The organism is Micrococcus sp. Alg238-R198, assembly GCF_900537135.1.
GTDB classification, from domain to species: Bacteria; Actinomycetota; Actinomycetes; order Actinomycetales; family Micrococcaceae; genus Micrococcus; species Micrococcus luteus.
In genome coordinates, this window is sequence record NZ_UNRH01000003.1 from 110,741 (window position 1) to 132,266 (window position 21,526).

At 73.7% G+C, this 21,526-nt stretch carries 21 protein-coding genes, 1 tRNA gene and 1 pseudogene; 10 read left to right on the forward strand and 13 right to left on the reverse strand.

The window, feature by feature from the left end:
- Nucleotides 1-56: 56 nt before the first annotated feature.
- From rpoB to G6R13_RS04100, 8 genes are all read right to left on the reverse strand, one after another.
- Nucleotides 57-3,563: a DNA-directed RNA polymerase subunit beta gene (gene rpoB, locus G6R13_RS04065; protein ID WP_036381530.1), complete on the reverse strand. Its 3,507-nt coding sequence runs from the start codon at nucleotides 3,561-3,563 to the stop codon at nucleotides 57-59.
- Nucleotides 3,564-3,848: 285 nt separating this feature from the next.
- The gene (gene rplL, locus G6R13_RS04070; RefSeq protein ID WP_010080376.1) at nucleotides 3,849-4,238 is read right to left on the reverse strand and encodes a 50S ribosomal protein L7/L12; all 390 of its coding nucleotides are present in this window, start codon (nucleotides 4,236-4,238) and stop codon (nucleotides 3,849-3,851) included.
- 69 nt (nucleotides 4,239-4,307) lie between these two features.
- Nucleotides 4,308-4,829, reverse strand: a complete 522-nt coding sequence (gene rplJ / locus G6R13_RS04075; RefSeq protein ID WP_002854782.1) for a 50S ribosomal protein L10 — start codon at nucleotides 4,827-4,829, stop codon at nucleotides 4,308-4,310.
- A gap of 343 nt (nucleotides 4,830-5,172) precedes the next feature.
- Entirely contained in the window at nucleotides 5,173-5,880 is a 708-nt protein-coding gene (gene rplA, locus G6R13_RS04080; RefSeq protein WP_036317746.1) for a 50S ribosomal protein L1, read from the reverse strand.
- A gap of 77 nt (nucleotides 5,881-5,957) precedes the next feature.
- A complete protein-coding gene (rplK, locus tag G6R13_RS04085) occupies nucleotides 5,958-6,389 on the reverse strand; it encodes a 50S ribosomal protein L11 (RefSeq protein ID WP_010080374.1) in 432 nt (143 codons plus the stop codon).
- 132 nt (nucleotides 6,390-6,521) lie between these two features.
- A complete protein-coding gene (gene nusG / locus G6R13_RS04090; RefSeq protein WP_145951043.1) occupies nucleotides 6,522-7,397 on the reverse strand; it encodes a transcription termination/antitermination protein NusG in 876 nt (291 codons plus the stop codon).
- A 104-nt stretch (nucleotides 7,398-7,501) separates the two neighbouring features.
- The gene (secE, locus tag G6R13_RS04095; RefSeq protein WP_002854774.1) at nucleotides 7,502-7,753 is read right to left on the reverse strand and encodes a preprotein translocase subunit SecE; all 252 of its coding nucleotides are present in this window, start codon (nucleotides 7,751-7,753) and stop codon (nucleotides 7,502-7,504) included.
- A gap of 80 nt (nucleotides 7,754-7,833) precedes the next feature.
- Nucleotides 7,834-7,906 (reverse strand) — tRNA-Trp (locus tag G6R13_RS04100).
- A gap of 173 nt (nucleotides 7,907-8,079) precedes the next feature.
- Here G6R13_RS04100 and G6R13_RS04105 point away from each other — a divergent pair.
- Nucleotides 8,080-9,288 (forward strand): pyridoxal phosphate-dependent aminotransferase, encoded by a 1,209-nt coding sequence (locus G6R13_RS04105; RefSeq protein WP_049146289.1) that lies wholly within the window; start codon nucleotides 8,080-8,082, stop codon nucleotides 9,286-9,288.
- A gap of 47 nt (nucleotides 9,289-9,335) precedes the next feature.
- Here the strand turns inward: G6R13_RS04105 and G6R13_RS04110 are convergent, their stop codons facing one another.
- Nucleotides 9,336-10,034, reverse strand: coding sequence for a response regulator transcription factor (locus G6R13_RS04110; protein ID WP_145951044.1), 699 nt, complete (start codon nucleotides 10,032-10,034; stop codon nucleotides 9,336-9,338).
- Complete coding sequence (locus tag G6R13_RS04115; RefSeq protein WP_145951045.1) at nucleotides 10,031-11,290, reverse strand: ATP-binding protein; 1,260 nt, start codon at nucleotides 11,288-11,290, stop codon at nucleotides 10,031-10,033. Before G6R13_RS04115 ends, G6R13_RS04110 begins: the two co-directional genes overlap by 4 nt.
- 96 nt (nucleotides 11,291-11,386) lie before the next feature.
- On the opposite strand from G6R13_RS04115, the gene G6R13_RS04120 reads away from it, so the two are divergent.
- From G6R13_RS04120 to G6R13_RS04130, 3 genes are all read left to right on the forward strand, one after another.
- The gene (locus G6R13_RS04120) at nucleotides 11,387-12,451 is read left to right on the forward strand and encodes a PspC domain-containing protein (RefSeq protein ID WP_145951046.1); all 1,065 of its coding nucleotides are present in this window, start codon (nucleotides 11,387-11,389) and stop codon (nucleotides 12,449-12,451) included.
- A gap of 89 nt (nucleotides 12,452-12,540) precedes the next feature.
- Nucleotides 12,541-13,572, forward strand: coding sequence for an ATP-dependent 6-phosphofructokinase (locus G6R13_RS04125; protein ID WP_036317733.1), 1,032 nt, complete (start codon nucleotides 12,541-12,543; stop codon nucleotides 13,570-13,572).
- On the forward strand, nucleotides 13,569-14,321 hold the full coding sequence (locus G6R13_RS04130) for a hypothetical protein (RefSeq protein ID WP_134416836.1): 753 nt from the start codon (nucleotides 13,569-13,571) through the stop codon (nucleotides 14,319-14,321). Before G6R13_RS04125 ends, G6R13_RS04130 begins: the two co-directional genes overlap by 4 nt.
- 13 nt (nucleotides 14,322-14,334) lie before the next feature.
- Here the strand turns inward: G6R13_RS04130 and G6R13_RS04135 are convergent, their stop codons facing one another.
- The 3 genes from G6R13_RS04135 to G6R13_RS04145 form a co-directional block, all read right to left on the reverse strand.
- Nucleotides 14,335-15,531, reverse strand: coding sequence for a folate-binding protein YgfZ (locus G6R13_RS04135; RefSeq protein ID WP_134416835.1), 1,197 nt, complete (start codon nucleotides 15,529-15,531; stop codon nucleotides 14,335-14,337).
- Nucleotides 15,528-16,196 (reverse strand): FABP family protein, encoded by a 669-nt coding sequence (locus G6R13_RS04140; protein WP_036337900.1) that lies wholly within the window; start codon nucleotides 16,194-16,196, stop codon nucleotides 15,528-15,530. Before G6R13_RS04140 ends, G6R13_RS04135 begins: the two co-directional genes overlap by 4 nt.
- Nucleotides 16,197-16,383: 187 nt before the next feature.
- Entirely contained in the window at nucleotides 16,384-17,190 is an 807-nt protein-coding gene (locus tag G6R13_RS04145; protein WP_237069077.1) for a hypothetical protein, read from the reverse strand.
- Between the two features lie 101 nt (nucleotides 17,191-17,291).
- Between G6R13_RS04145 and mshD the strand changes: the two genes are divergently transcribed.
- From mshD to G6R13_RS04175, 6 genes and pseudogenes are all read left to right on the forward strand, one after another.
- Nucleotides 17,292-18,245: a mycothiol synthase gene (mshD, locus tag G6R13_RS04150; RefSeq protein WP_049146270.1), complete on the forward strand. Its 954-nt coding sequence runs from the start codon at nucleotides 17,292-17,294 to the stop codon at nucleotides 18,243-18,245.
- Nucleotides 18,246-18,383: 138 nt separating this feature from the next.
- Entirely contained in the window at nucleotides 18,384-19,394 is a 1,011-nt protein-coding gene (locus G6R13_RS04155) for an NUDIX hydrolase (RefSeq protein WP_163721099.1), read from the forward strand.
- Between the two features lie 59 nt (nucleotides 19,395-19,453).
- Nucleotides 19,454-19,810 (forward strand): GNAT family N-acetyltransferase, encoded by a 357-nt coding sequence (locus G6R13_RS04160; RefSeq protein WP_134416831.1) that lies wholly within the window; start codon nucleotides 19,454-19,456, stop codon nucleotides 19,808-19,810.
- A 21-nt stretch (nucleotides 19,811-19,831) separates the two neighbouring features.
- Nucleotides 19,832-20,110 (forward strand): annotated as a pseudogene (locus tag G6R13_RS04165) (GntR family transcriptional regulator); the annotation flags it as partial.
- Between the two features lies 1 nt (nucleotide 20,111).
- Nucleotides 20,112-20,942: a thymidylate synthase gene (locus tag G6R13_RS04170; RefSeq protein WP_036317717.1), complete on the forward strand. Its 831-nt coding sequence runs from the start codon at nucleotides 20,112-20,114 to the stop codon at nucleotides 20,940-20,942.
- A 22-nt stretch (nucleotides 20,943-20,964) separates the two neighbouring features.
- Nucleotides 20,965-21,525 (forward strand): dihydrofolate reductase, encoded by a 561-nt coding sequence (locus G6R13_RS04175; protein ID WP_041103571.1) that lies wholly within the window; start codon nucleotides 20,965-20,967, stop codon nucleotides 21,523-21,525.
- The last annotated feature ends 1 nt before the right edge of the window (nucleotide 21,526 follow it).

Consider the following 21,526-nt stretch of genomic DNA (forward strand, 5'->3'; position numbering starts at 1 on the left):
TCCCTTGGTTCAGTGGTTCTCAGGTGACGTCTTGTGGATGCGGGATCGGGCCCGGCTCAGACTTCCTCCACCGAGCTCGGCTCGGCGTGGGAGAGGTCGATGCCCAGCTCCTCGGCGGCGCGGTAGACCTCGTCCTCCGCGTCGCGCATCTCGATGGCCTGGCCGTCGGCGGAGAGGACCTCCACGTTCAGGCAGAGGGACTGCATCTCCTTGATGAGCACCTTGAAGGACTCGGGAACACCCGGCTCCGGGATGTTCTCGCCCTTGACGATGGCCTCGTAGACCTTCACGCGGCCGTGGATGTCGTCGGACTTGATGGTCAGCAGCTCCTGGAGGGTGAACGCCGCGCCGTACGCCTCGAGCGCCCACACCTCCATCTCGCCGAAGCGCTGGCCGCCGAACTGGGCCTTACCGCCCAGCGGCTGCTGCGTGATCATCGAGTACGGGCCCGTGGAACGGGCGTGGATCTTGTCGTCCACCAGGTGGTGCAGCTTGAGCATGTACATGTAGCCCACGGACACCGGGTCCGGGAACGGCTCGCCGGTGCGGCCGTCGAACAGCTGCGCCTTGCCGCTGTCGCTCATGAGACGGTCGCCGTCGCGGGTCACGTTCACGTGGCCGAGCAGGCCCGTGATCTCGTACGCCTCGGCGCCGTCGAACACCGGGGTGGCCACGTTGACCGGACCGGACTGCCGCGGGAAGTTCGGCAGGTCCTTGATCCACTCCGGCTCGCCCTGGATGTCCCAGCCGCGCGAGGCGGCCCAGCCCAGGTGCAGCTCCATGACCTGGCCGAGGTTCATGCGGCCGGGGACGCCGAGCGGGTTCAGCACGATGTCCACCGGGGTGCCGTCCGCCAGGAACGGCATGTCCTCGAGCGGCAGGATCTTCGAGATGACGCCCTTGTTGCCGTGGCGGCCGGCCATCTTGTCGCCGTCGGTGATCTTGCGCTTCTGCGCCACGTAGACGCGCACCAGCTGGTTCACGCCCGGGGGCAGGTCGTCGTCCTCGTCGCGGTCGAAGATGCGCACGCCGATGACGGTGCCGGACTCGCCGTGCGGCACCTTCAGGGAGGTGTCGCGGACCTCGCGGGACTTCTCGCCGAAGATCGCGCGCAGCAGGCGCTCCTCCGGGGTCAGCTCGGTCTCGCCCTTCGGGGTCACGCGGCCGACCAGGATGTCGCCGGCCTCCACCTCCGCGCCGATGTGGATGATGCCGCGCTCGTCGAGCTGCGACAGCACCTCCTCGGACACGTTGGGGATGTCGCGGGTGATCTCCTCGGCGCCCAGCTTGGTGTCTCGGGCGTCGACCTCGTGCTCCTCGATGTGGATCGAGGTGAGGACGTCCTCCGAGACCATGCGCTGGGACAGGATGATCGCGTCCTCGTAGTTCAGGCCCTCCCAGGGCATGAACGCGACGAGGAGGTTCTTGCCGAGCGCGAGCTCGCCGTTGTCCGTGGCGGGACCGTCGGCGATGATGCTCAGCGGCTCCACCCGCTCGCCCTCGGACACGCGCACGCGCTGGTTGTAGGCGTTGCCCTGGTTCGAGCGCGCGAACTTCATGATCGGGTAGTGCGTGGTGGTGCCGTCGTCGTTCATGACGGTCACCAGGTCCGCGGCCACCTCGGTCACGACGCCGCCCTGGGTGGCCGTCACGGAGTCACCCGCGTCCACGGCCACGTACTTCTCCATGCCGGTGCCCACGTAGGGGGCCTCGGAGCGGAGCAGCGGCACGGCCTGACGCTGCATGTTCGCGCCCATGAGCGCGCGGTTGGCGTCGTCATGCTCGAGGAACGGGATCAGGGCGGTGGCCGCCGACACCATCTGGCGCGGGGACACGTCCATGTAGTCGATCTCGTCCACGGTCGAGAGCACGGGCTCGCCGTCGCCGCCGCGCTGGCGGCAGAGCACGAGCTCCTCCTCGAACCGGCCGTCCTCATCCACCGGGGCGTTCGCCTGGGCGATCTGGAAGGCCAGCTCGTCGTCGGCGGTCAGGTAGTCCACGGTGTCCGTGACCCGGCCGTCGACCACGCGGCGGTACGGGGTCTCGATGAAGCCGAAGGAGTTGATCCGGCCGAAGGTCGCCAGCGAGCCGATGAGGCCGATGTTCGGGCCTTCCGGGGTCTCGATGGGGCACATGCGGCCGTAGTGCGACGGGTGGACGTCACGGACCTCCATGCCGGCACGGTCGCGGGACAGGCCGCCCGGGCCGAGCGCGGACAGGCGACGCTTGTGCGTCAGGCCGGCCAGCGGGTTGTTCTGGTCCATGAACTGGGACAGCTGCGAGGTGCCGAAGAACTCCTTGATCGCCGCCACCACGGGGCGGATGTTGATCAGGGTCTGCGGGGTGATCGCCTCGACGTCCTGGGTGGTCATGCGCTCGCGCACGACGCGCTCCATGCGGGACAGGCCGGTGCGGATCTGGTTCTCGATCAGCTCGCCCACCGCACGGATGCGACGGTTGCCGAAGTGGTCGATGTCGTCGATCTCCACGCGCACATCCACCGGCTCGCCGTCGCGCGTGCCCTTGATGACGGTCTCGCCGGCGTGCAGCGCGGCGATGAAGTGCACCATCTGGACGATGTCGTCCTCGGTGAGCACAGACGCGTTGGGGTCGCCGAGGTGCACGTCCACGCCGAGCTTGCGGTTGAGCTTGTAGCGGCCCACCTTGGCGAGGTCGTAGCGCTTCGGGGTGAAGTACAGGTTGTTCAGCAGCGTCTGCGCGGCGTCGACGGCGGCCGGCTCGCCCGGGCGCAGCTTGCGGTAGATGTCGAGCAGGGCCTCGTCCTGGTCCGCGGTGCCGTCCTTCTCGAGGGTGGCGCGGATGGAGTCGTAGTGGCCGAACTCCTCCAGGATGCGGGACTCGGTCCAGCCCATGGCCTTGAGCAGCACCGTCACGGGCTGCTTGCGCTTGCGGTCGAGGCGGACGCCGACCTGGTCACGCTTGTCCACCTCGAGCTCGAACCAGGCGCCGCGCGAGGGGATGATCTTCGCGGAGAAGATCTCCTTGTCCGAGGTCTTGTCCGGGGTGCGCTCGAAGTAGGCGCCCGGGGAGCGGACCAGCTGGGAGACGACGACGCGCTCGGTGCCGTTGATGATGAACGTGCCGTTGCGGGTCATCAGCGGGAAGTCGCCCATGAAGACGGTCTGCTGCTTGATCTCGCCGGTCGTGTTGTTCATGAACTCGGCCTTGACGTACAGCGGGGCGGAGAAGGTCGCGTCGCGATCCTTGCACTCCTCCTCCGTCATCTTCGCGTCGGCGAACTCGGGCTCGGCGAAGGACAGGGACATGGTGCCCTGGAAGTCCTCGATCGGGGAGATCTCCTCGAAGATGTCCGTCAGTCCCGAGGTGACGGGCACGGAGTGGTCGTCGGCGGCCAGGGCGGCGTCCACGCGCGCGGCCCACCGCTCATTGCCGATCAGGCGGTCGAACGACTCGGTCTGCAGCGCCAGCAGGTCCGGCACGTCCAGCGGCTCGGAGATCTTGGCGAAGGAGACGCGTCCGGCGGAGGCGCCGGATCGCGGGGAGACGGTAGCGGTTTCGTTGGAGGTGCTCGAGGCGACCACGTAGGATCCTTCCACAGGCCTTCTGGGTTCCGTTCGCTCCCCTGCCGCGAGACGGCGGCGCCGGCCCACCGCTATATGAAGGCCGTGCGGAACCGTGCGGGCCACGGCGGGACGCGAGGTCCTGCGGGCGGCACGGAACAGGGGAGATGCAAATATCCATCCTATCCGCGCCCGTCGCCCCTGTCCAGCCGCGGGTGCGTGACCTGGGACGCCACGAGGCCCCCGGTCCGCAGTGCGGGTCCGGGGGCCTCGTGAGGAGGCGTGATGCGGCTCAAGCCGCGATCATCACTTGAGGGTGACGGTGGCGCCGGCGCCCTCGAGCTGCTCCTTGGCCTTCTCGGCGGTCTCCTTGTTGACGCCCTCGAGGATGGGCTTGGGAGCGCCGTCCACCAGGTCCTTGGCCTCCTTCAGGCCGAGGGAGGTGAGGGCGCGCACCTCCTTGATGACGCCGATCTTCTTGTCGCCGGCGGCCTCGAGGATGACGTCGAACTCGTCCTTCTCCTCGGCGGCGGCGGCCTCGGCACCACCGGCGGCACCGCCGGCGGCGGCCACGGCCACGGGGGCGGCGGCGGTGACGTCGAACTTCTCCTCGAACGCCTTGATGAACTCGGACAGCTCGATGAGGGTCAGCTCCTCGAACGCGGCGAGCAGCTCTTCGGTGGTCAGCTTGGCCATGATGGCTCCTTTACGGGTACGTCTTGACTACGTGTGAAGTGGTGGGCCGTGCAGCCCGGGGCGGACTGCTCAGGCAGCCTCGCCCTGCGCGGCGCGCAGCGCCTCGACCGTGCGGACGGTCTTGGACAGCGGCGCCTGGAACAGGGCGGCAGCCTTGGACATGCTGCCCTTCATCGCGCCGGCGAACTTGGCCAGCAGCACCTCGCGGGACTCGAGGTCCGCGAGCTTCTTGATGCCGGCCTCGTCCAGGGGCTGGCCATCCATGTAGCCGCCCTTGAGCACGAGCTTCTCGTGATCCTTGGCAAAGTCACGCAGGGCCTTGGCGACGTTGACCGGGTCCCCGGTCACGAACGCGATCGCGGTGGGACCGGACAGGTGAGCCTCGAGGCCCTCCAGACCGGCGTCCTTGGCCGCGATCTCGGCCAGCGTGTTCTTCGCCACGGCGTAGGTCGCGTCCTGACGGATGGAGTCACGCAGCTGCTTGAGCTCCGTCACCGTCAGGCCACGGTATTCCGTCAGAACAGCGGCGCTGGACTCACGGAACAGGTCCGTGAGCTCAGCCACCGCCGACTCCTTCGCGGACGTCGCCATGGCACTCCTCTCGATGATGCGTGGGAACCGCCACCCCGAGACGAGAAAACGCCCCGTGCAGATGCACGGGGCGCAGCAGGAGCATCGACGCGGCCGGACCCGGAGGGTCGACGTGCGGATGCGAGCGTGGCTCACGTTCACCTGCGCGGGCCGTCTCCGTCAGGGAGATCCTTCGGTGGGCTCTGCCCGGAGGCAGGGCACCACGACCGGCGGTCTTCGGTAGGCACCAGCGTACACGTCCGGGACGGGTCCGCAAAATCGACCCGCGACGGCGACGGCCGGTCGCCCCGCTGCGGGGACGACCGGCCGGCGTCGTGGGCCCCGATCACCGGGGCCGCGTGGCTCAGAGCTCCGAGGAGTCCACCGAGGTCACGTTCGGGTCCATGGGCACGCCCGGGCCGAAGGTGGTGGCCACGGTGGCCTTGGAGATGTAGCGGCCCTTGGAGGAGGACGGCTTCAGACGCAGGACCTCCTCGAGGGCTGCGGCGTAGTTCTCCACCAGGGCCTTGGCCTCGAAGGAGGTCTTGCCGATGATGAAGTGCAGGTTGGAGTGCTTGTCGACGCGGAAGTCGATCTTGCCGCCCTTGATGTCGGCCACGGCCTTGGCCACGTCCGGGGTCACGGTGCCGGTCTTGGGGTTCGGCATCAGGTTGCGGGGGCCGAGCACCTTGCCCAGGCGGCCGACCTTGCCCATGAGCTCCGGGGAGGCCACGGCGGCGTCGAAGTCCACCCAGCCCTCGGAGATCCGGGCGATCAGGTCGTCGTCGCCCACGACGTCCGCGCCGGCGGCGCGGGCGGCCTCGGCGCGGTCACCGGTGGCGAACACGACGACGCGGGCGGTCTTGCCGGTGCCGTGGGGCAGGCTCACGGAGCCGCGGACCATCTGGTCGGCCTTGCGGGGGTCGACCGAGAGGCGGAGGGCCACCTCCACGGTGGCGTCGGTCTTGGAGGGGTTGGTCTCCTTGGCGAGGCGGATCGCCTCCACCGGCGAGTACAGGTCCTCGCCGATCGCGGCCTTGGCCGCCTTGTATGCCTTGCTGCGCTGTGCCATCTGCGTTCTTCTCCTTGTGCAGTCGTGGTCTGCGGGCCGCGCTCGGCCCTGCCACTGGAAGGGGGTGGGGGTGGGCGTCAGCCCTCGACGGTGATGCCCATCGAGCGGGCGGTGCCCGCGATGATCTTGGCGGCGGCCTGGACGTCGTTGGCGTTCAGGTCCTCCATCTTGGTCTGGGCGATCTCCTCGCACTGGGCCTGGGTCAGCGTGCCGACCTTGGCCGTGTGCGGGGTGGCGGAGCCCTTGGCGACGCCGGCGGCCTTCTTGATGAGCTCGGCGGCCGGCGGGGTCTTGGTCACGAAGGTGAACGAGCGGTCCTCGTACACGGTGATCTCGACCGGGACCACGTTGCCGCGCTGCGACTCGGTGGCGGCGTTGTACGCCTTGCAGAACTCCATGATGTTCACGCCGTGCTGGCCCAGGGCGGGGCCGATGGGCGGGGCCGGGTTGGCGGCGCCGGCCTGGATCTGAAGCTTGATCAGACCGGTGACCTTCTTCTTGGGAGCCATGAGTGGATCCTTCTCTCACTGGGGGAACCTCGGCGCAGGAGCGCACCGGGGGCGGTGGCCGCCGTGGCGCGGCGGCCGGTGCCGCGTCCGGGCCGGCAGGCGGCCGGCCCGGTGCGGAAGCGTCGGGTGTCCTCAGATGGCCTTGGTCACCTGGTTGAAGGACAGCGTCACGGGGGTCTCGCGCTCGAAGATCGAGACGAGCACCACGAGCTGCTGGGCCTCCGGCTTGATCTCGGAGATCGTGGCCGGGAGGGTCTCGAACGGGCCGTCGTTGACGGTGACCGACTCGCCGACCTCGAAGTCCACGTGGATCGCGGGGGCGGCGGGCGCGCCGGACTCGGCCGCGGCGGGGACGGCCAGGCCGGCCTTTTCGGCGGCGCGGGCGGCCTCCTGGATCACGGACGGGGCGAGCATGTCGTACACCTCGTCCAGGCTGAGCGGCTGCGGGTGGTGGGCGTCGTTGCCCACGAAGCCCGTGACGCCCGGGGTGTGCCGTACGACGCCCCACGAGGCGTCGTCGAGGTCCATGCGGACGAGCACGTAGCCCGGGATGCGCACGCGCGAGACGATCTTGCGCGTGGTGTTCTTGATCTCCACGACCTCCTCCATGGGGACCTCGATCTCGTAGATCGAGTCCTCCATGTCCTGGGTCAGGATGCGGGCCTCGAGGTTGGTCTTCACGCGCTTCTCGTAGCCGGCGTAGGTGTGGACGACGTACCAGTCGCCGGGCTGGCGGCGCAGGCGGGTGCGCAGCTCCTCGGCGGGGTCCACGGCGGGCTCGTCGTCGGCCTGCTCCTCGACGGGGGTCGGCGCGTCCTCGCCCTCGGCGACGGCCAGGTCTGCCTCCTGCACGGTGGCCTCGGCGGTCTCGTCACCGCTGCCGACGGGCTCGTCCAGGGCGGCCTCGACGGGCGTCCCGGCGTCCTGCGCGGTCTCGGCGGCCACAGCGTCCTCCGACATCGGGACGGACTCCTCGGCGGGCTGACGATCCAGTTCCTGCTCGGACACGGTTCCTGCTTTCTGCTGACGGACGGCGGGCCCTGCCGTCGGGGAGGGCCCTCACGGGCGTGCGGGGGACGCGTCCTGCGACGTCGGGACCGTCCGCGCCGGGCTCAGAGGCCGCCGGCGCCGAACAGGAGACCCGCCACGGTGCCGAACACCCAGTCCAGCCCCATGACCAGCAGGATCATGAACGCCACGAAGGCGAGCACCACTCCGGTCGTGCGCAGCAGCTCCTCGCTCGTGGGGGTGACGACCTTGCGGAGCTCGTCCACCACCTGGCGCAGGAACAGCGCGATCCGCGCGAACAGCCCGCGACGCTGCCTGCTCGGCGTGGGGGTGGGCCCCCCGCCGTTCGCCGCCATCTCAGTCACGTGGCCTCACTCGTCGGATCGCCGAATCGCTTTCTACACGTCCGATGCCGAGCACGAGGCCCGGCATCGAGCAGGGCAGACAGGACTCGAACCTGCAACCTGCGGTTTTGGAGACCGCTGCGCTACCAATTGCGCCACTACCCTTCGGACCGACGGAGCCGGCCGAACCCTCGCGGGATCGACCGTGAACGCGGTACCGGAGATCCAGGATACGCCATCGGGCGGCGGGAGTCGAACGGGCCCCGGGCAGTCAGTACCCTGGCAGGACGGAGCCCCGCTCCGCCCCGCCCTCCCCGTCGAGCTCGAAGAAGGTCCCCATGGCCGCGCCCGCCCGCCGCGTCTCCGCCCGTCTGTCCGCCATCGCGCCCTCCGCCACCCTCGCCGTCGACGCCCGCGCCAAGGAGCTCAAGGCCGCCGGGCGCCCGGTGATCGGCTTCGGCGCCGGCGAGCCCGACTTCCCCACCCCGGACTACATCGTGGAGGCCGCCGTCGCCGCGGCCCGGGACCCGAAGAACCACCGCTACTCCCCCGCCGCCGGCCTGCCCGAGCTGCGCGAGGCGATCGCGGCCAAGACGCTGCGCGACTCCGGCGTGTCCCTCGAGGCCGCCCAGGTGCTCGTGACCAACGGCGGGAAGCAGGCCGTGTACAACGCCTTCGCCGCCCTGCTGGACCCGCAGGACGAGGTGCTCGTCCCCGCCCCCTACTGGACCACCTACCCGGAGGCGATCCGCCTGGCCGGCGGCGTGCCGGTGGAGGTGTTCGCCGGCCCCGAGCAGGGCTACAAGGTCACCGTGGACCAGCTCGACGAGGCCGTCACGGACCGCACCAAGGTGCTCCTGTTCGTCTCCCCCTCCAACCCCACCGGCGCCGTGTACTCCCCCGAGGAGACGGCGGCGATCGGCCGGTGGGCACGGGAGCGGGGGCTGTGGGTGGTCACCGACGAGATCTACGAGCACCTGACCTACGACGGCATGCCGTTCACCTCGATCGTCCGCGCCGTGCCCGAGCTGGCGGAGCAGTCCGTGATCCTCAACGGCGTCGCCAAGACCTACGCCATGACGGGCTGGCGCGTCGGCTGGATGGCCGGTCCGCTGGACGTGGTCAAGGCCGCCACGAACCTGCAGTCCCACGCCACCTCGAACGTGGCCAACGTGTCGCAGCGGGCCGCGCTGGCCGCCGTCGCCGGCCCGTTGGACGCCGTGGCGGAGATGAAGACGGCGTTCGACCGCCGGCGCCGGGCCATGGTCGAGGCCATGGACGCCGTGCCGGGCTTCCACTGCCCCACCCCGCAGGGCGCGTTCTACGCGTACGTGGACGTGCGGGAGGCGCTCGGGAAGACCTACCGCGGGGGCGTCACCCCCACGACGTCGGCCGAGCTGGCCGCCTTCATCCTCGACGAGGCGGAGGTCGCCGTAGTCCCGGGCGAGGCGTTCGGCCCGTCCGGCTACCTGCGACTGTCCTACGCGTTGGGCGATGCGGACCTCGCGGAGGGCGTCGAGCGCATCCGTGCCCTGCTCAGCGCCTGAGCCGCCCACCCCGTCCCTGAGCCCCGCGACGCCGCGCGCCACGGGGCTCAGGCGTATCCGCGGCGCGCGGCCCAGCGGGTCAGCTCGTGGCGGTTGGAGAGCTGGAGCTTGCGCAGCACGGAGGACACGTGGGTCTCGACCGTGCGGTCCGAGATGAACAGCTCCGCCCCGGCCTCGCGGTAGGTGTATCCGCGGGCGATCAGCCGCATGACCTCCCGCTCCCGTGCCGAGAGCCGGTCGAGATCCTCGTCGGGGGCCGCAGCACCGCTCGTCGCCGCGGCTGGGACGGGCGGGGACGCGGGCGCCGTGCCGCGGAAGGCGTCGAGGACGAACCCGGCCAGCCGGGGCGAGAACACCGCGTCGCCGTCGGCCACGCGGACCGCCGCGTCCGCCACCTCGGCGCCGGAGGCCGTCTTGGTGATGTAGCCGCAGGCCCCCGCACGGATCACGGCGACGACGTCCTCGGCCGCGTCCGAGACGGACAGGGCCAGGAACCGCTGCGCGGGTCGGCGCGCGAGGACACGCTCGGCCACCTCCGCTCCCCCGCCGCCGGCCCCGCCGGGCAGGTGCACGTCCAGCAGCACCACATCCGGCGCCAGGTCCAGCACGGTGCGGACGGCCTCGTCCACGTCCCCAGCCTCGCCGACGATGGCCAGTCGGTCCGGGTCCAGGTCGGCGCGCAGGCCGGAGCGGAAGATCGCGTGGTCGTCCACGATGACGGCCGTGCGCAGGGCGGGGTCGGTCATGGATGCTCCTGTCCGGTGCGCGCTCGCGCACCCTCGGGCTCGGTCAGGGTCAGGTGGACCTCGGTGCCGCCCGGGCCGGACCGGATGCGGGCGGTCCCGCCGGCACGCTTCATGCGGCCGAGGATCGACTCCCGCACGCCGAGCCGGTCGGCCGGGGCCGTGGGCAGGTCGAAGCCGGGGCCGCGGTCCCGGACGAACACCTCCGCGACGGTGCGGCCGCGGTCGTCCTCACCGGCCTCCGCGAAGACCTGCGCGTCGCCGGCGTGCCGGGCCGCGTTCTGCATGGCCTCGCGCGCCGCGGCCGCGAGCGGCTCGAGCCACGCCCCCGCGGCCCGCCCCACGGCCACGACCTCCACCCGGGACCCGTGCGCGTCCTCGACGGCGGCGGCGTGCTCTTCGAGGGCCTCCGCCAGGGAGTGCGGGCCGCCACGGGAGTCCAGGGCGAGGAACTGACGCAGCTCACGCTCCTGGGCGCGGGCCACCCGGGCCACCGCGTCCGCGTCCTGGGCGCGCCGCTGGATGAGGGCGAGGGACTGCAGCACCGAGTCGTGCAGGTGCGCCGCGATCTCGGCGCGCTGGGCCTGCACCGCGAACGCGGTCCGCTCCGCGTCGCGTCGGCGCAGCCAGGCCAGGACGTAGGGCATGGCCACCAGCGCCGCGCCGGCGAGCATCGCGACGGCGGCCAGCAGAGCCCGCCACAGCTCGCCCGAGCTCACGGCGCCCAGGACGATGGCCAGCACCGCCAGCAGCACGAGGGCCGTGCCGAGCACGAGGCGGACCAGTCGTCCGCTCCGCCCGGCCCGGGGCCCGCCCGCCAGGTCGAGCTGCATCCAGGCCAGGCCGAGGCCGATCACGAGGACGGCCACCGGGCCCACGAGCGCCCAGTCGACGGTGAGGCCGAGGCCGTCCGCGACGGTCAGCACGCCCACGCCGAGCACCACGGCGGCCAGCAGCACCGGCCAGCCGCCCTCGCGCACCCGCTCGAGCACCTCGGGGGCGCGACCACGCAGGGTGGGGGCGTCGGCGGCGGGGGCGCCGTCCGGACCCTCCTCCGGCATGAGCAGCCAGAGCCACACGTACAGGGCCAGGCCCGCGCCGCCCAGCAGGCTCAGCAGCGCCAGGGCCGCGCGGACGCGGCCGGCGGGCATCCCGAGGTGCCGGGCGAGCCCCGCGGCGACGCCGGACACCGGACGGTCGGCCCCGTGCCGCATCAACGGCGGACGCGGGGCCGGCGCGGGCGCGGACGGGGTGGACATGCCCCCATCCTGCCGTGTCGGACGGGGCGGCACATCCGGGGAGGATTCCGGGAGTTCCCGGATGGGCGGGGGCCGCAGGCGGACGAGGATGGAGACATGACGAGCACACCCGACCCGTTCACCGGCCCCGGCCCCCACGTCGCCCTCGACGGAGCCGCCGCGGGCGAGACCGGCCCCGACGGACTGGACGCCCTGCCGGGCTGGCTGCGCCGCGCCGTCCTGAGCTGGGGCGTGCGCCGCTCGCCGGCCTCGTGGGTCGGCGGGGTGCTCGGCGGGGTGGCCGAGCGCTACCGCATCGACCCGCTGCTCGCCCGCGGCGTGTTCGTCGCCGTGTGCATGATCTCCGCGGGTCTGGGCCTGCTGGCCTACGCGGCCGCCTGGGCCGTGCTCCCCGACGCCGACGGACGCGTGCAGTTCGGCCGCCTGCGCCGCGGGGAGTGGCAGGACGCCACCGTGGCCATCGGCGTGATCGGGGCGATCGGCGCCCTCAACCTGCTGCTCGGCGCCGGGTTCACCCTCATCGCCCCGGCCGTGGGCGGCCCCGGCTCCCTCGTGGGCCTGGGCGCGCTGGCCGTGCTCGTCTGGTGGCTCGTGACCCGCTGGGACGGCCGGGCGCAGGCCCGCGTGGCCCCGGGCCGGGCCCCCGACGCTGACCAGCCCGCCCACGCCGTGCCGCGCCCGGCCTGGTACGTCGGCGGAGGTCCGCGCGAGCGGGCGGCCGAGGTCACCGACCCGCACGGCTTCCGCCCCGAGTGGATCGACCCCGCGACCGGCACCTGGCGCGACCACGTCCACTCCCGCGAGCGGCGAGCCGCGGCGCGCCTGGCCGAGGAGGCCCCCCGGGCGGCCACCGCCCCGACCGGCTCGGGGTCCGCAGCCACGGCCGTGAAGCCGCGCCTCGGGCCGATCGCGCAGGCCGCCACCTACGCCGGGGCCGTCCTCGCCGCGCTCGCCGCCCTGGGGATCAGCCTGCTGCTCGGTGTCGGTCCGACCCCCACGCTGCTGGCGGTGCCCATGCTCGTCGCCGCGCTCGCGGTGATCGCCCCCGTCCTGCTGGGCGCTCTGCTCAGCGGCCGTCGTCCCGGCACCCTCGGCCCGGCGAGCGGCATCCTCGTGGGTGCGACGGCCCTCCAGGTCGCCGTCCTCGTGGCCCTCGGCTGACCCGCCGCCCGTCGCCCGTCCCCTGACGCGACGCGGCGGGCACGCCTAGGGTGGTGCCGACCCCCACGAGAACGCCCGAGAGGACCCCCATGCGCGTCGGAATGCTCACCTCCGGAGGCGACTGCCCCGGCCTCAACGCCGTCATCCGCTCCGCCGTCCTGCACGGCATCAAGTCGTACGACATGGAGATGGTGGGCATCCGCAACGGGTGGTCCGGCCTGATCGAGAAGGACGTCGAGGACCTGCCCCGCTCCCGCGTGCGCGGCCTGGCCCGCACCGGCGGCACCATCCTCGGCACCTCGCGCACGCACCCCTACAACGCGGAGGGCGGCGGCCCGGAGAACATGCTCCGCAACCTGCGCGAGCTGGACATCGACGCCGTCATCGCCATCGGCGGCGAGGGCACCCTGGCCGGCGCGAACCGCCTGGCCGCGGACGGGCTGCCGATCGTGGGCGTGCCCAAGACGATCGACAACGACCTGCAGGGCACCGACTACACGTTCGGATTCGACACGGCCGTGCAGATCGCCACGGACGCCATGGACCGGCTGCGCACCACGGGCGAGTCCCACCACCGCTGCATGGTCGCCGAGGTCATGGGCCGCCACGTCGGCTGGATCGCCCTGCACTCGGGCATGGCCGCCGGCGCCCACGCGATCCTCATCCCCGAGGTCCGCACCCCGATGTCCCAGGTCGCCGAGTGGGTGCAGCAGGTCCACGACCGCGGTCGCTCCCCGCTGGTCGTGGTGGCGGAGGGCTTCGTCCCCGAGGGCCACGACGACCCGCTGGCCGAGGCCGGCGTCGAGGCGTCCGGCCGGCCGCGTCTGGGCGGCATCGGCGAGTGGGTGACCCGCGAGATCGAGGAGATGACGGGCATCGAGACGCGCAGCACCATCCTGGGCCACATCCAGCGCGGCGGCGCCCCCACCGCCACGGACCGCGTGCTCTCCACGCGCTTCGGCATGGGCGCCGTCGACCTCGTCGCGCAGCGCCGCTGGGGACAGATGGTGGCGGCCAACGGCACGGAGATCATCTCCATCCCCATGAGCGCCGCCCTCAAGGGCCTCAAGAAGGTGCCGGTCTCCCGCTACGACGAGGCGAAGATCCTGTTCGGCCGGTGAGACCCGACCACCCCGCCGTCGGCGTGCTGGCCCTCGGGCTGGCGCGTCGGCTCGGCCTGCCCGACACCGCGCTCCTGCCCGGCGACGCCCCGGCGGCGGGCGCCGAGCCGCGCCGCATCGAGGTGGCCCGGCAGGGCGTCGCCGAGGCGGAGGTGCTGGCCCTGCCCTGGGCCACCGTCGTGGCGGGGCCGGCGTGGTTCACGCGTGCCTGCCGCGGCGTGCCCGCCGAGGCGCTGGGCGTGGAGTCGGCCCTGCTGCGGACGGCGGTGCGCGCCGCCGCCGGGGAGGCCGTGCGCTCGCGCGGCGAGTTCACGCTCTACGCCGCCGAGGAACCGCCGCCAGTCGACCCCTCGCGCACCGTCGCCGTGTCCGACGACCCCGCCCACGTCCACGCCGTGGTCGCGCAGGCCCCCGCAGACGACGTGGCCGAGGCGGGTGTCCCCTCCTGGGAGTCCTCGGTCGCGCTCGTTCCCGACGACGGCGCGGGACGGGCGATCGAAGCCGCGGTGGCGGCGGCGGGGCATCGCGTGACGGGCGGCGTGCTGGCCTCGCTGGGCACCCTCACCCCACCGCGGCTGCGCGGTCGTGGGCTCGGCCGCTACGCGGTGGCCGTGGCGATGGACCGGGCGGCGCTGGAGGGGCTGCTGCCGTTCGCCGAGGTGCCGGCGGGCCACACAGCCGCGCACCACGTGGCGATCGCCGTCGGGCTGGAGGCGGCGGGCACGCGGACCGTCCTCGCGCTGGACTGAGCCGGCGAGTCGGTCAGCGCAGGCGGCCCACGCCGCGCGGTCGGCCGACGACCTGCCCGGCGTCCGGGGACACGAGCGGCTCCTGGCTCGCGGCGATCCAGCCGCCCTCGGCGGCACCGACCTCGCCGGGAGCGTCCTCGCGGACCAGCAGCTCGGCGTCCACGGGCACCGTGCGCTTGAGCAGCGCCAGGGCGACGGCGCCCGCCTCATGGTGCTGGGCCGCGGCGGTGACCGTCCCCACCGGACGGGCGGCGGCGCGGGCCTCGGGCGTGTCCTCGGCCGGCCGGAGGATCACGGGGGCACCGTGCTCGGGGAGCGCGTGGACGGAGCCGTCCAGGAGCAGGCGGGTGAGGCGGCGGGGCGGGCGGCCCAGGTTGTGCACGCGCGCCACGGTCTCCTGACCGCGGTAGCAGCCCTTCTCGAGGTGCACGGCGGTGCGCAGCAGGTCCAGCTCGTGCGGGATCGCGCGGTCGTCCACGTCGAGGGCCCGGCGGGGGCGGCCGGCCTCGATGCGCAGCGCCTCGGCCGCCGTCGTGCCCGCCAGGGACCAGCCCGCGAGCACGCCCGTGCCGAGCGCGCGGACGGTGGCCTCGAGGTCGGCCCGGGTGACGAGGTACTCGCGCCAGGACCAGTCCGCACCCGGGTGGGTCGCCGGATCCGGATCGGCCGTGTAGGCCCAGCCGCCCGCCCCGACGCGCGGCCACGGGTCCAGCCACACGGTGCGGTCCTCCCAGCCGGGCACGGGCGCGGTGGCGCCCACGACGGCGACCGCCCCGGTGTGGTCCCGTAGCGTGACGTCGTGGGAGAAGCGCATCGAGGTGAGCCACGCGGCCAGGCCCGGGCCGTCCTCGCGGTCCGTGACGAGCCAGGCCGCGGCGCCGTCCTCGAGCAGGTGGGCGGCGTGCTCGATCCGCCCCTGCACGTCGAGGAAGAGGATCTCGGTGCTCGTGCCGGGGGGCAGCGTCTCGACGTGCTGCGTGCCGAGCGTGTGCAGCCAGCTCAGCCGGTCCGGGCCGGACACGGAGAGCACGGCCCGGTGGGAGAGGTCGACCAGGGCGCGGCCCCGGGCGAGGGCGCGCTGCTCTGGCAGGGGGCGACCGTAGTGCGCGGCGACGCCGGCGTCCGGGCCGCGGCCCTCGACGGCGCCGCCGGCCGGCCCCTGCGGCTCGGCCACGGCCAGGTCCAGCAGCGGGCTGCGGGAGGCCGTCACGACTGCTCCCCGCGAGCCCCGCGAGGACGCTCGGCCCCCGGGGCGAGCCGACCCTCGGCCGCGCTCGGCATGCGGTCCAGGATGGCGGAGGCGTGCGCCTCGAGCTCGGCGCCCGCTGCGTCCGCGACGTCCCAGCGCCAGAACAGCTGCCCGTTCACGAGACCGGCCATGCGGGTGGCCCGGTGGTACGGGCCGGCGGCGGAGCCGCGCAGGACCGCGTCCGTGGCCAGCTGAAGCTGCGGGCCCTTGATGCGGCCGTAGTACAGCTCGGACAGCGAGCCCGGATGCGTGATGGTGGCGGTCAGGCCGAAGCCCTCGTCGCCGGCGCGCAGCCGCTCGACGTCCTCGGCGGAGCGGAACGCGGGGACGATGTCCGCCGGGCGCATGCCGGGGCCGACGTCGCCGTCGCGCCGCGCCCGGTCCACCTGCCAGAAGCCGGACTCCACGGTCAGCGGACGCAGCAGCGTGCCGTCCGCCTCGCACAGCCACGACTCCGCGCGGTACTCAACGAACGGCAGACCGTGCTCGGTGAAGTCCACCCGCTGGTAGAAGATCTCGGTGCCGGCGGAGCCGTCGCCGAGGCGGCCCTGGCCCTCCCAGCTGCCGATGAGCCAGGACAGGGGCGCGAGCTCGGGGGTGAGGTCGTACGGGAGTTCAGTCGCCATGGCAGATCACGGCGCGGCCCGACAGCGGGCCGCGCGTCCTCAGCGCTGGCCCTTGAAGAGGCCGCTGATGACGACCGCGGCGACGGCGGCCATCCCCAGGCCGGCCAGGACCACGAGGGCCAGGTAGAAGATCTCGAGCGCAAGAAGGGTATCCATGCGGGACATCCTACCGAGCGGGCCCGACCTGTCAGGCCAGGAAGCCCACCATGACGTGCGCCACCACGCCGGCCGCGCCCACGGGCGCCAACGCGAGGGCGTAACCCGCCCGGCGCGGGCGCAGGGTGGTGCCCACCGGCCGGTCCTCGGGTCGCGGCCGCGACGACGGCGCCGTGGCGGCGGTCAGGGACACCAGCACGCCCACCGCGAGCGCCGCGGCCGTGACGGCCGGCCGGTCCCGGGCGCCCACGCCGGCCAGCGCCGAGACGGGCCAGGCGAGCACCGTGCCGAGGGGGATGACGACGAGCGCCAGGACTCCCGGCCGGCCCTGCATCCACGGGGTGAGGCCGACGAGGGAGACCGCGGCCACCGCGACCGCCAGCGTGATGACCAGCCCGGCGACCGCAGGGGTGTCGGCCCAGCGTGAGACGGCCACCCAGCACGCCGTCACGACGGCCATGAAAGCCCCTCCCATCGTGGCGACGGTGGACTCGAGGCGCAGCGGCCGGCCGGTCCCGCGCACCAGCTGGACGACGAACGAGGCCATGGTGCTCCAGGCGACGACGACGGCGAGCGGCTCGAAGAGCGTCCAGGCCCCGCTGTGGCCGTCCTCGAGCGGCGGCCACAGCAGCATGAGCAGCACCGCGGCGCCCCCGGCGACGGCCAGGGTGACGCTGAGCGAGAGGCGCGCGGGCGCCCCCATCTGCCGCGGCCAGCCCCAGGCGATGACCAGGATCACGACGGCGGCGGCGAGGGCGGCGGGGACCGGGCCCAGCAACGCGGCACCGCCCAGGACGAGGGCGGCGACGGCCGCACTCAGGGCCATGGACAAGCGCATCACCTGCCCCATCCTGCCAGGTGCGCACCGGCTCGGCCCTGGGCGGGCGACGGCGGGGCGCACCTCGCGGGCCACCGTCCTCCTTCCGTAGGGTGGCCGGCATGGCCGAACACCCCACCCCCACGACCTCCGACGCCGACGGCATGCCGCGCGTCGTCACCCCGCGCCCGGAGGAGGCGAGCGCCGTCCTGGACCTGGCCGACCGCGCCGGGGCGGCGGACGGTCATCCCCCGCTGTCGGACCAGACGCGGGTGCTGCTCGCCCGCGGCGGGCAGCTCTGGTGGGGAGCCACCCGGGGCCCGGACGGGGCGATCGACGGGGCGGCCGTGCTCGTGCCCGAGGGCACGGCGGCCGTGCTCGAGCTCGTCGTCGACCCGACCGCACGCCGCACCGGCCGGGGGACGGTCCTGGCCGACGCCGCGGCCGCCGCGGTCCGGGACCTGGCGCGGGAGGAGACCACGAGCGTCTGGGCCCACGGCATGCTCCCGGGGGCGGTCCGGCTCGCCCGGCGGCACGGCCTCGAGCCCGTCCGCGAGCTGCGCCGGATGCGCCTGTCGCACGCGGCGCTCGCGGCCCTGCCGGAGGTGCGGCTCGCCGACGGGGTGGCCCTGCGCGGCTTCGTCCCCGGCCAGGACGAGCAGGCCTGGCTGGACGTGAACGCCGCCGCCTTCGCGGACCACCCCGAACAGGGCAGCCTGACCCGCGCCGACCTCGACGACCGCATGGCCGAGGACTGGTTCGACGCCGACGGCCTCCTGCTCGCCGCCCGCGAGGCGGACGGGCGGCTGCTCGGCTTCCACTGGACGAAGGTGGAGCCGGATGCCGGAGCCGACGGCCCGCGCGTCGGGGAGGTGTACGCCGTGGGCGTCTCCCCCGACGCCCAGGGCCTCGGCCTCGGTCGGGCCCTGACGCTGGCGGGGCTGCACCGGATGGCGGAACAGGGAGTCGACGTCGTGGACCTGTACGTGGACGCGGACAACACGGCCGCCGTCGCGCTCTACGCGTCCCTCGGCTTCGAGCTGTTCGCCGCCGACGCCCAGTACCGCCGCCCCTGAGACCCTCGGGCGGGGACCGGCCGGGCACATCCCGGCGGCCTCGTATCCTGGTGGGGCCGGCCCCCGCGGGGTCGGCCACGCCCCGTGCCCTGCCCCAGCAGTCGTCGCGGCCGCCGCACCCCGAGAGGAACCCGCCCCATGCCCTCGTCCCACGCCGACCGCGTCGCCCGCTGGTCCACGGAGGACCGCGCCTCGGAAGGCCCCCGCGCCGAGGTGCTGGCCGCCGGCATGCTGCCGTGGCGCCGCGTGCCCGGCGGCCTCGAGGTGATGGTGATCCACCGGCCCCGCTACGACGACTGGTCGTGGCCCAAGGGCAAGCTCGATCCGGGTGAGACGCTGCCGGAGTGCGCGGTCCGCGAGCTGCGCGAGGAGGTCCGCCTGGAGCTGCGGCCGGGCATCCCGCTGTGCGTGACCGCGTACGAGGTGCCCGGCAAGCGGGGCGTACGTCAGAGCAAGGAGGTCTGGTACTGGGCCGCCGAGGTCGACGGCCAGCGCGCCCTGCCCGACGGCGACGAGGTGGACGAGGTCCGCTGGGTCGGGCCGGACGAGGCCCGGCGGCTGCTGACGAACGACTCGGATCGCGAACCGCTCGAGCTGCTGCTGCGTGCCGCCTCCCGGGGGCGCCTGCGGACCGTGCCGCTGCTGGTGCTGCGCCACGCCAAGGCCAAGCCCCGCTCCTCGTGGTCCCGCGCCGAGCAAGAGCGCCCGCTGGCGGCGACGGGCCGGCGGCAGGCGCTCGCTGTCGAGGGCCTCGTGTCGGCCTGGCGGCCGGAGCGGCTGGTCTCCTCCCCGTGGCGCCGCTGCGTGGAGACGCTGGCCCCGCTCGTGAAGTCCAGCCGGCTGCCGCTGAAGACCAAGGGCGCGTTCACGGAGACCACGGCCCGGGAGAAGCCCAAGAAGACCCGCAAGGTGATGGCCGAGCTCATGGGCCGCTCCCGGCCGCTGGTCGTGTGCACGCACCGGCCGGTGCTGCCGACGCTGTTCGAGGTGGTCGAGGACGCGGCCGCCGGCCAGGCGGACCGCGTGCTGCGGGCCCTGCCGACCGAGGACCCGTGGCTGCGGCCCGGCGCTGTGCTCGTGGCGCACCGCGCGCTCGACCTCGACGGCGACGTGGTGGCCGTCGAGGTCTACGACCCCTGGGACGACTGAGCCGCCCGCGCGACCGGGCCACCGTTGAGCGGGCCCGCCCCCGGCCCTAGGCTCGGGTCATGGAGAACACCGCCGCCCAGAGCCAGCCCGAGAAGATCGTCCACGAGCGCCTCACGGTGACCCGGGACCCGGACCGTCAGCGCTTCGAGCTGCGCCAGGACGGGACCTTCATCGGGTTCCTCGGCTACGACCAGGAGACCGTGCGCGGCGCGGACGGCGAGGACACCGTGGTCCTGCGCCTGCAGCACACCATCGTCGACGAGCAGTTCGGCCGCCGCGGCTTTGCCCGCGCCCTCGTGACCATGGTCCTGGACCGGCTGCGCGCGGAGGGTGACCGGATCGTGCCCGAGTGCTCCTACGTGGAGGACTACCTGCGCCGCTACCCCGAGTACCAGGACATGGTGCTCAACGGCTGACCGGGGGCGGGGCCCTGCCCTGCCGGCACCCGCCTCCCCTCCGTCCGGGCCCTCGCAGGCGACCTCGGCATCGCCCCCAACACCGTGGTGCGCGCCTACCGCGAGCTTGAGGCGGCCGGCGTCGTGCGCACGGCGCGCGGCAGGGGCACCGTCGTGGCGGACACCCCACCCGCCCCGGACGACGCCGCGGTGGGCGCCGCCGTCGAGCGCGCCGTGGCCCTGGCCCGGGCCGCGGGCTGGGATGAAGCCCGCCTCCGCCGGGCCGTCGACGACGCTCAGCGCGTCCGCTCGGATCGCTAGAGTGGACCGGGTGAGCATCCCGACCCCCTACGAGGACCTCCTCGCCGACGTGATGGCCCACGGGGCCGTCAAGACGGACCGGACCGGCACGGGCACGCGCAGCGTGTTCGGCCGCCAGCTGCGCTTCGACCTGGCCGAGTCCTTCCCGCTGATCACCACCAAGCGCGTGCACTTCAAGTCGGTCGCGCTCGAGCTGCTGTGGTTCCTGCGCGGGGACTCGAACGTGCGGTGGCTCCAGGAGCGCGGCGTGCGGATCTGGAACGAGTGGGCGGACGAGGACGGCGAGCTCGGCCCCGTCTACGGCGTGCAGTGGCGCTCGTGGCCCACCCCGGACGGGGGCCACATCGACCAGATCGCCAAGGTCGTGGAGCAGATCCGGACGAACCCCGACTCGCGCCGGCACATCGTCACCGCGTGGAACCCCGCCGAGGTGGACGAGATGGCGCTGCCGCCGTGCCACGCGCTGTTCCAGTTCTACGTCTCCCCCGGTCAGGACGGCGCCCCCGGGCGGCTCTCGTGCCAGCTCTACCAGCGCTCGGCGGACCTGTTCCTCGGCGTGCCGTTCAACATCGCCTCGTACGCGCTGCTCACGGTGATGGTCGCGCAGCAGACCGGGTTGACGCCCGGCGAGTTCGTGTGGACCGGCGGGGACGTGCACATCTACGCGAACCACGAGGAGCAGGTGCGCGAGCAGCTCTCCCGCGAGCCGTACCCGTACCCGCGGCTGCGGCTGCGGCGCACCCCCGCGTCGATCTTCGACTACGACTACGACGACTTCGAGGTCCTCGACTACCGTCACCACCCCACCATCACGGCGCCGATCGCCGTCTGAGCCGAGGATGCGCAGCGACCCCATGAGCCGGGCCACCCGTCCCACCGAGCCCGTGATCGCCATGATCTGGGCCCAGACCCCCGAGCGCGTCATCGGCCGCGACGGCACCATGCCGTGGCACGTCCCCGAGGACCTCGCCCACTTCCGGGCCCACACGCACGGCCACCCCGTGATCATGGGCCGGCGCACGTGGGAGTCGTTCCCGGCGCGCTTCCGCCCGCTGCCCGGGCGCACGAACATCGTGGTCTCCCGCACCCTGACGGCCACCGAGGAGGCCGGCGCGGAGCTGCGGGCCGCGGGCGCCGTCGTCGTGCCGGGCTTCGGGGCGGCCCTGGCCGCCGCGGCCGAGGCCGACGGCTGTGACACCGTGTGGGTGATCGGCGGGGCGACCCTCTACGAGCAGGCCCTCGACGTGGCCTCGCGCGCCGAGGTGACCGTGATCGACGCCGACGTCGACGGCGACACGCACGCCCCGCCGCTCGACGCCCGCTGGCGGCGCACCGCCGTCGACCCCGCCCCCGACGCGTGGCTGGACTCCGCCTCCGGCCCGCGCCACCGCTTCGAACGATGGGAACGCGACTGAC

Coding starts and splice junctions, on each gene's coding strand:
- G6R13_RS04105 (WP_049146289.1), top strand. CDS start 8,080: ATGGCCGCGCCCGCCCGCCGCGTCTCCGCCCGTCTGTCCGCCATCGCG.
- rplK (WP_010080374.1), bottom strand. CDS start 6,389: ATGGCTCCCAAGAAGAAGGTCACCGGTCTGATCAAGCTTCAGATCCAG.
- G6R13_RS04155 (WP_163721099.1), top strand. CDS start 18,384: ATGCCCTCGTCCCACGCCGACCGCGTCGCCCGCTGGTCCACGGAGGAC.
- secE (WP_002854774.1), bottom strand. CDS start 7,753: ATGGCGGCGAACGGCGGGGGGCCCACCCCCACGCCGAGCAGGCAGCGT.
- G6R13_RS04175 (WP_041103571.1), top strand. CDS start 20,965: ATGAGCCGGGCCACCCGTCCCACCGAGCCCGTGATCGCCATGATCTGG.
- mshD (WP_049146270.1), top strand. CDS start 17,292: ATGGCCGAACACCCCACCCCCACGACCTCCGACGCCGACGGCATGCCG.
- G6R13_RS04110 (WP_145951044.1), bottom strand. CDS start 10,034: ATGACCGACCCCGCCCTGCGCACGGCCGTCATCGTGGACGACCACGCG.
- G6R13_RS04125 (WP_036317733.1), top strand. CDS start 12,541: ATGCGCGTCGGAATGCTCACCTCCGGAGGCGACTGCCCCGGCCTCAAC.
- G6R13_RS04120 (WP_145951046.1), top strand. CDS start 11,387: ATGACGAGCACACCCGACCCGTTCACCGGCCCCGGCCCCCACGTCGCC.
- G6R13_RS04115 (WP_145951045.1), bottom strand. CDS start 11,290: ATGTCCACCCCGTCCGCGCCCGCGCCGGCCCCGCGTCCGCCGTTGATG.
- rplA (WP_036317746.1), bottom strand. CDS start 5,880: ATGGCACAGCGCAGCAAGGCATACAAGGCGGCCAAGGCCGCGATCGGC.
- G6R13_RS04160 (WP_134416831.1), top strand. CDS start 19,454: ATGGAGAACACCGCCGCCCAGAGCCAGCCCGAGAAGATCGTCCACGAG.
- rplJ (WP_002854782.1), bottom strand. CDS start 4,829: ATGGCGACGTCCGCGAAGGAGTCGGCGGTGGCTGAGCTCACGGACCTG.
- G6R13_RS04140 (WP_036337900.1), bottom strand. CDS start 16,196: ATGGCGACTGAACTCCCGTACGACCTCACCCCCGAGCTCGCGCCCCTG.
- rplL (WP_010080376.1), bottom strand. CDS start 4,238: ATGGCCAAGCTGACCACCGAAGAGCTGCTCGCCGCGTTCGAGGAGCTG.
- G6R13_RS04145 (WP_237069077.1), bottom strand. CDS start 17,190: ATGCGCTTGTCCATGGCCCTGAGTGCGGCCGTCGCCGCCCTCGTCCTG.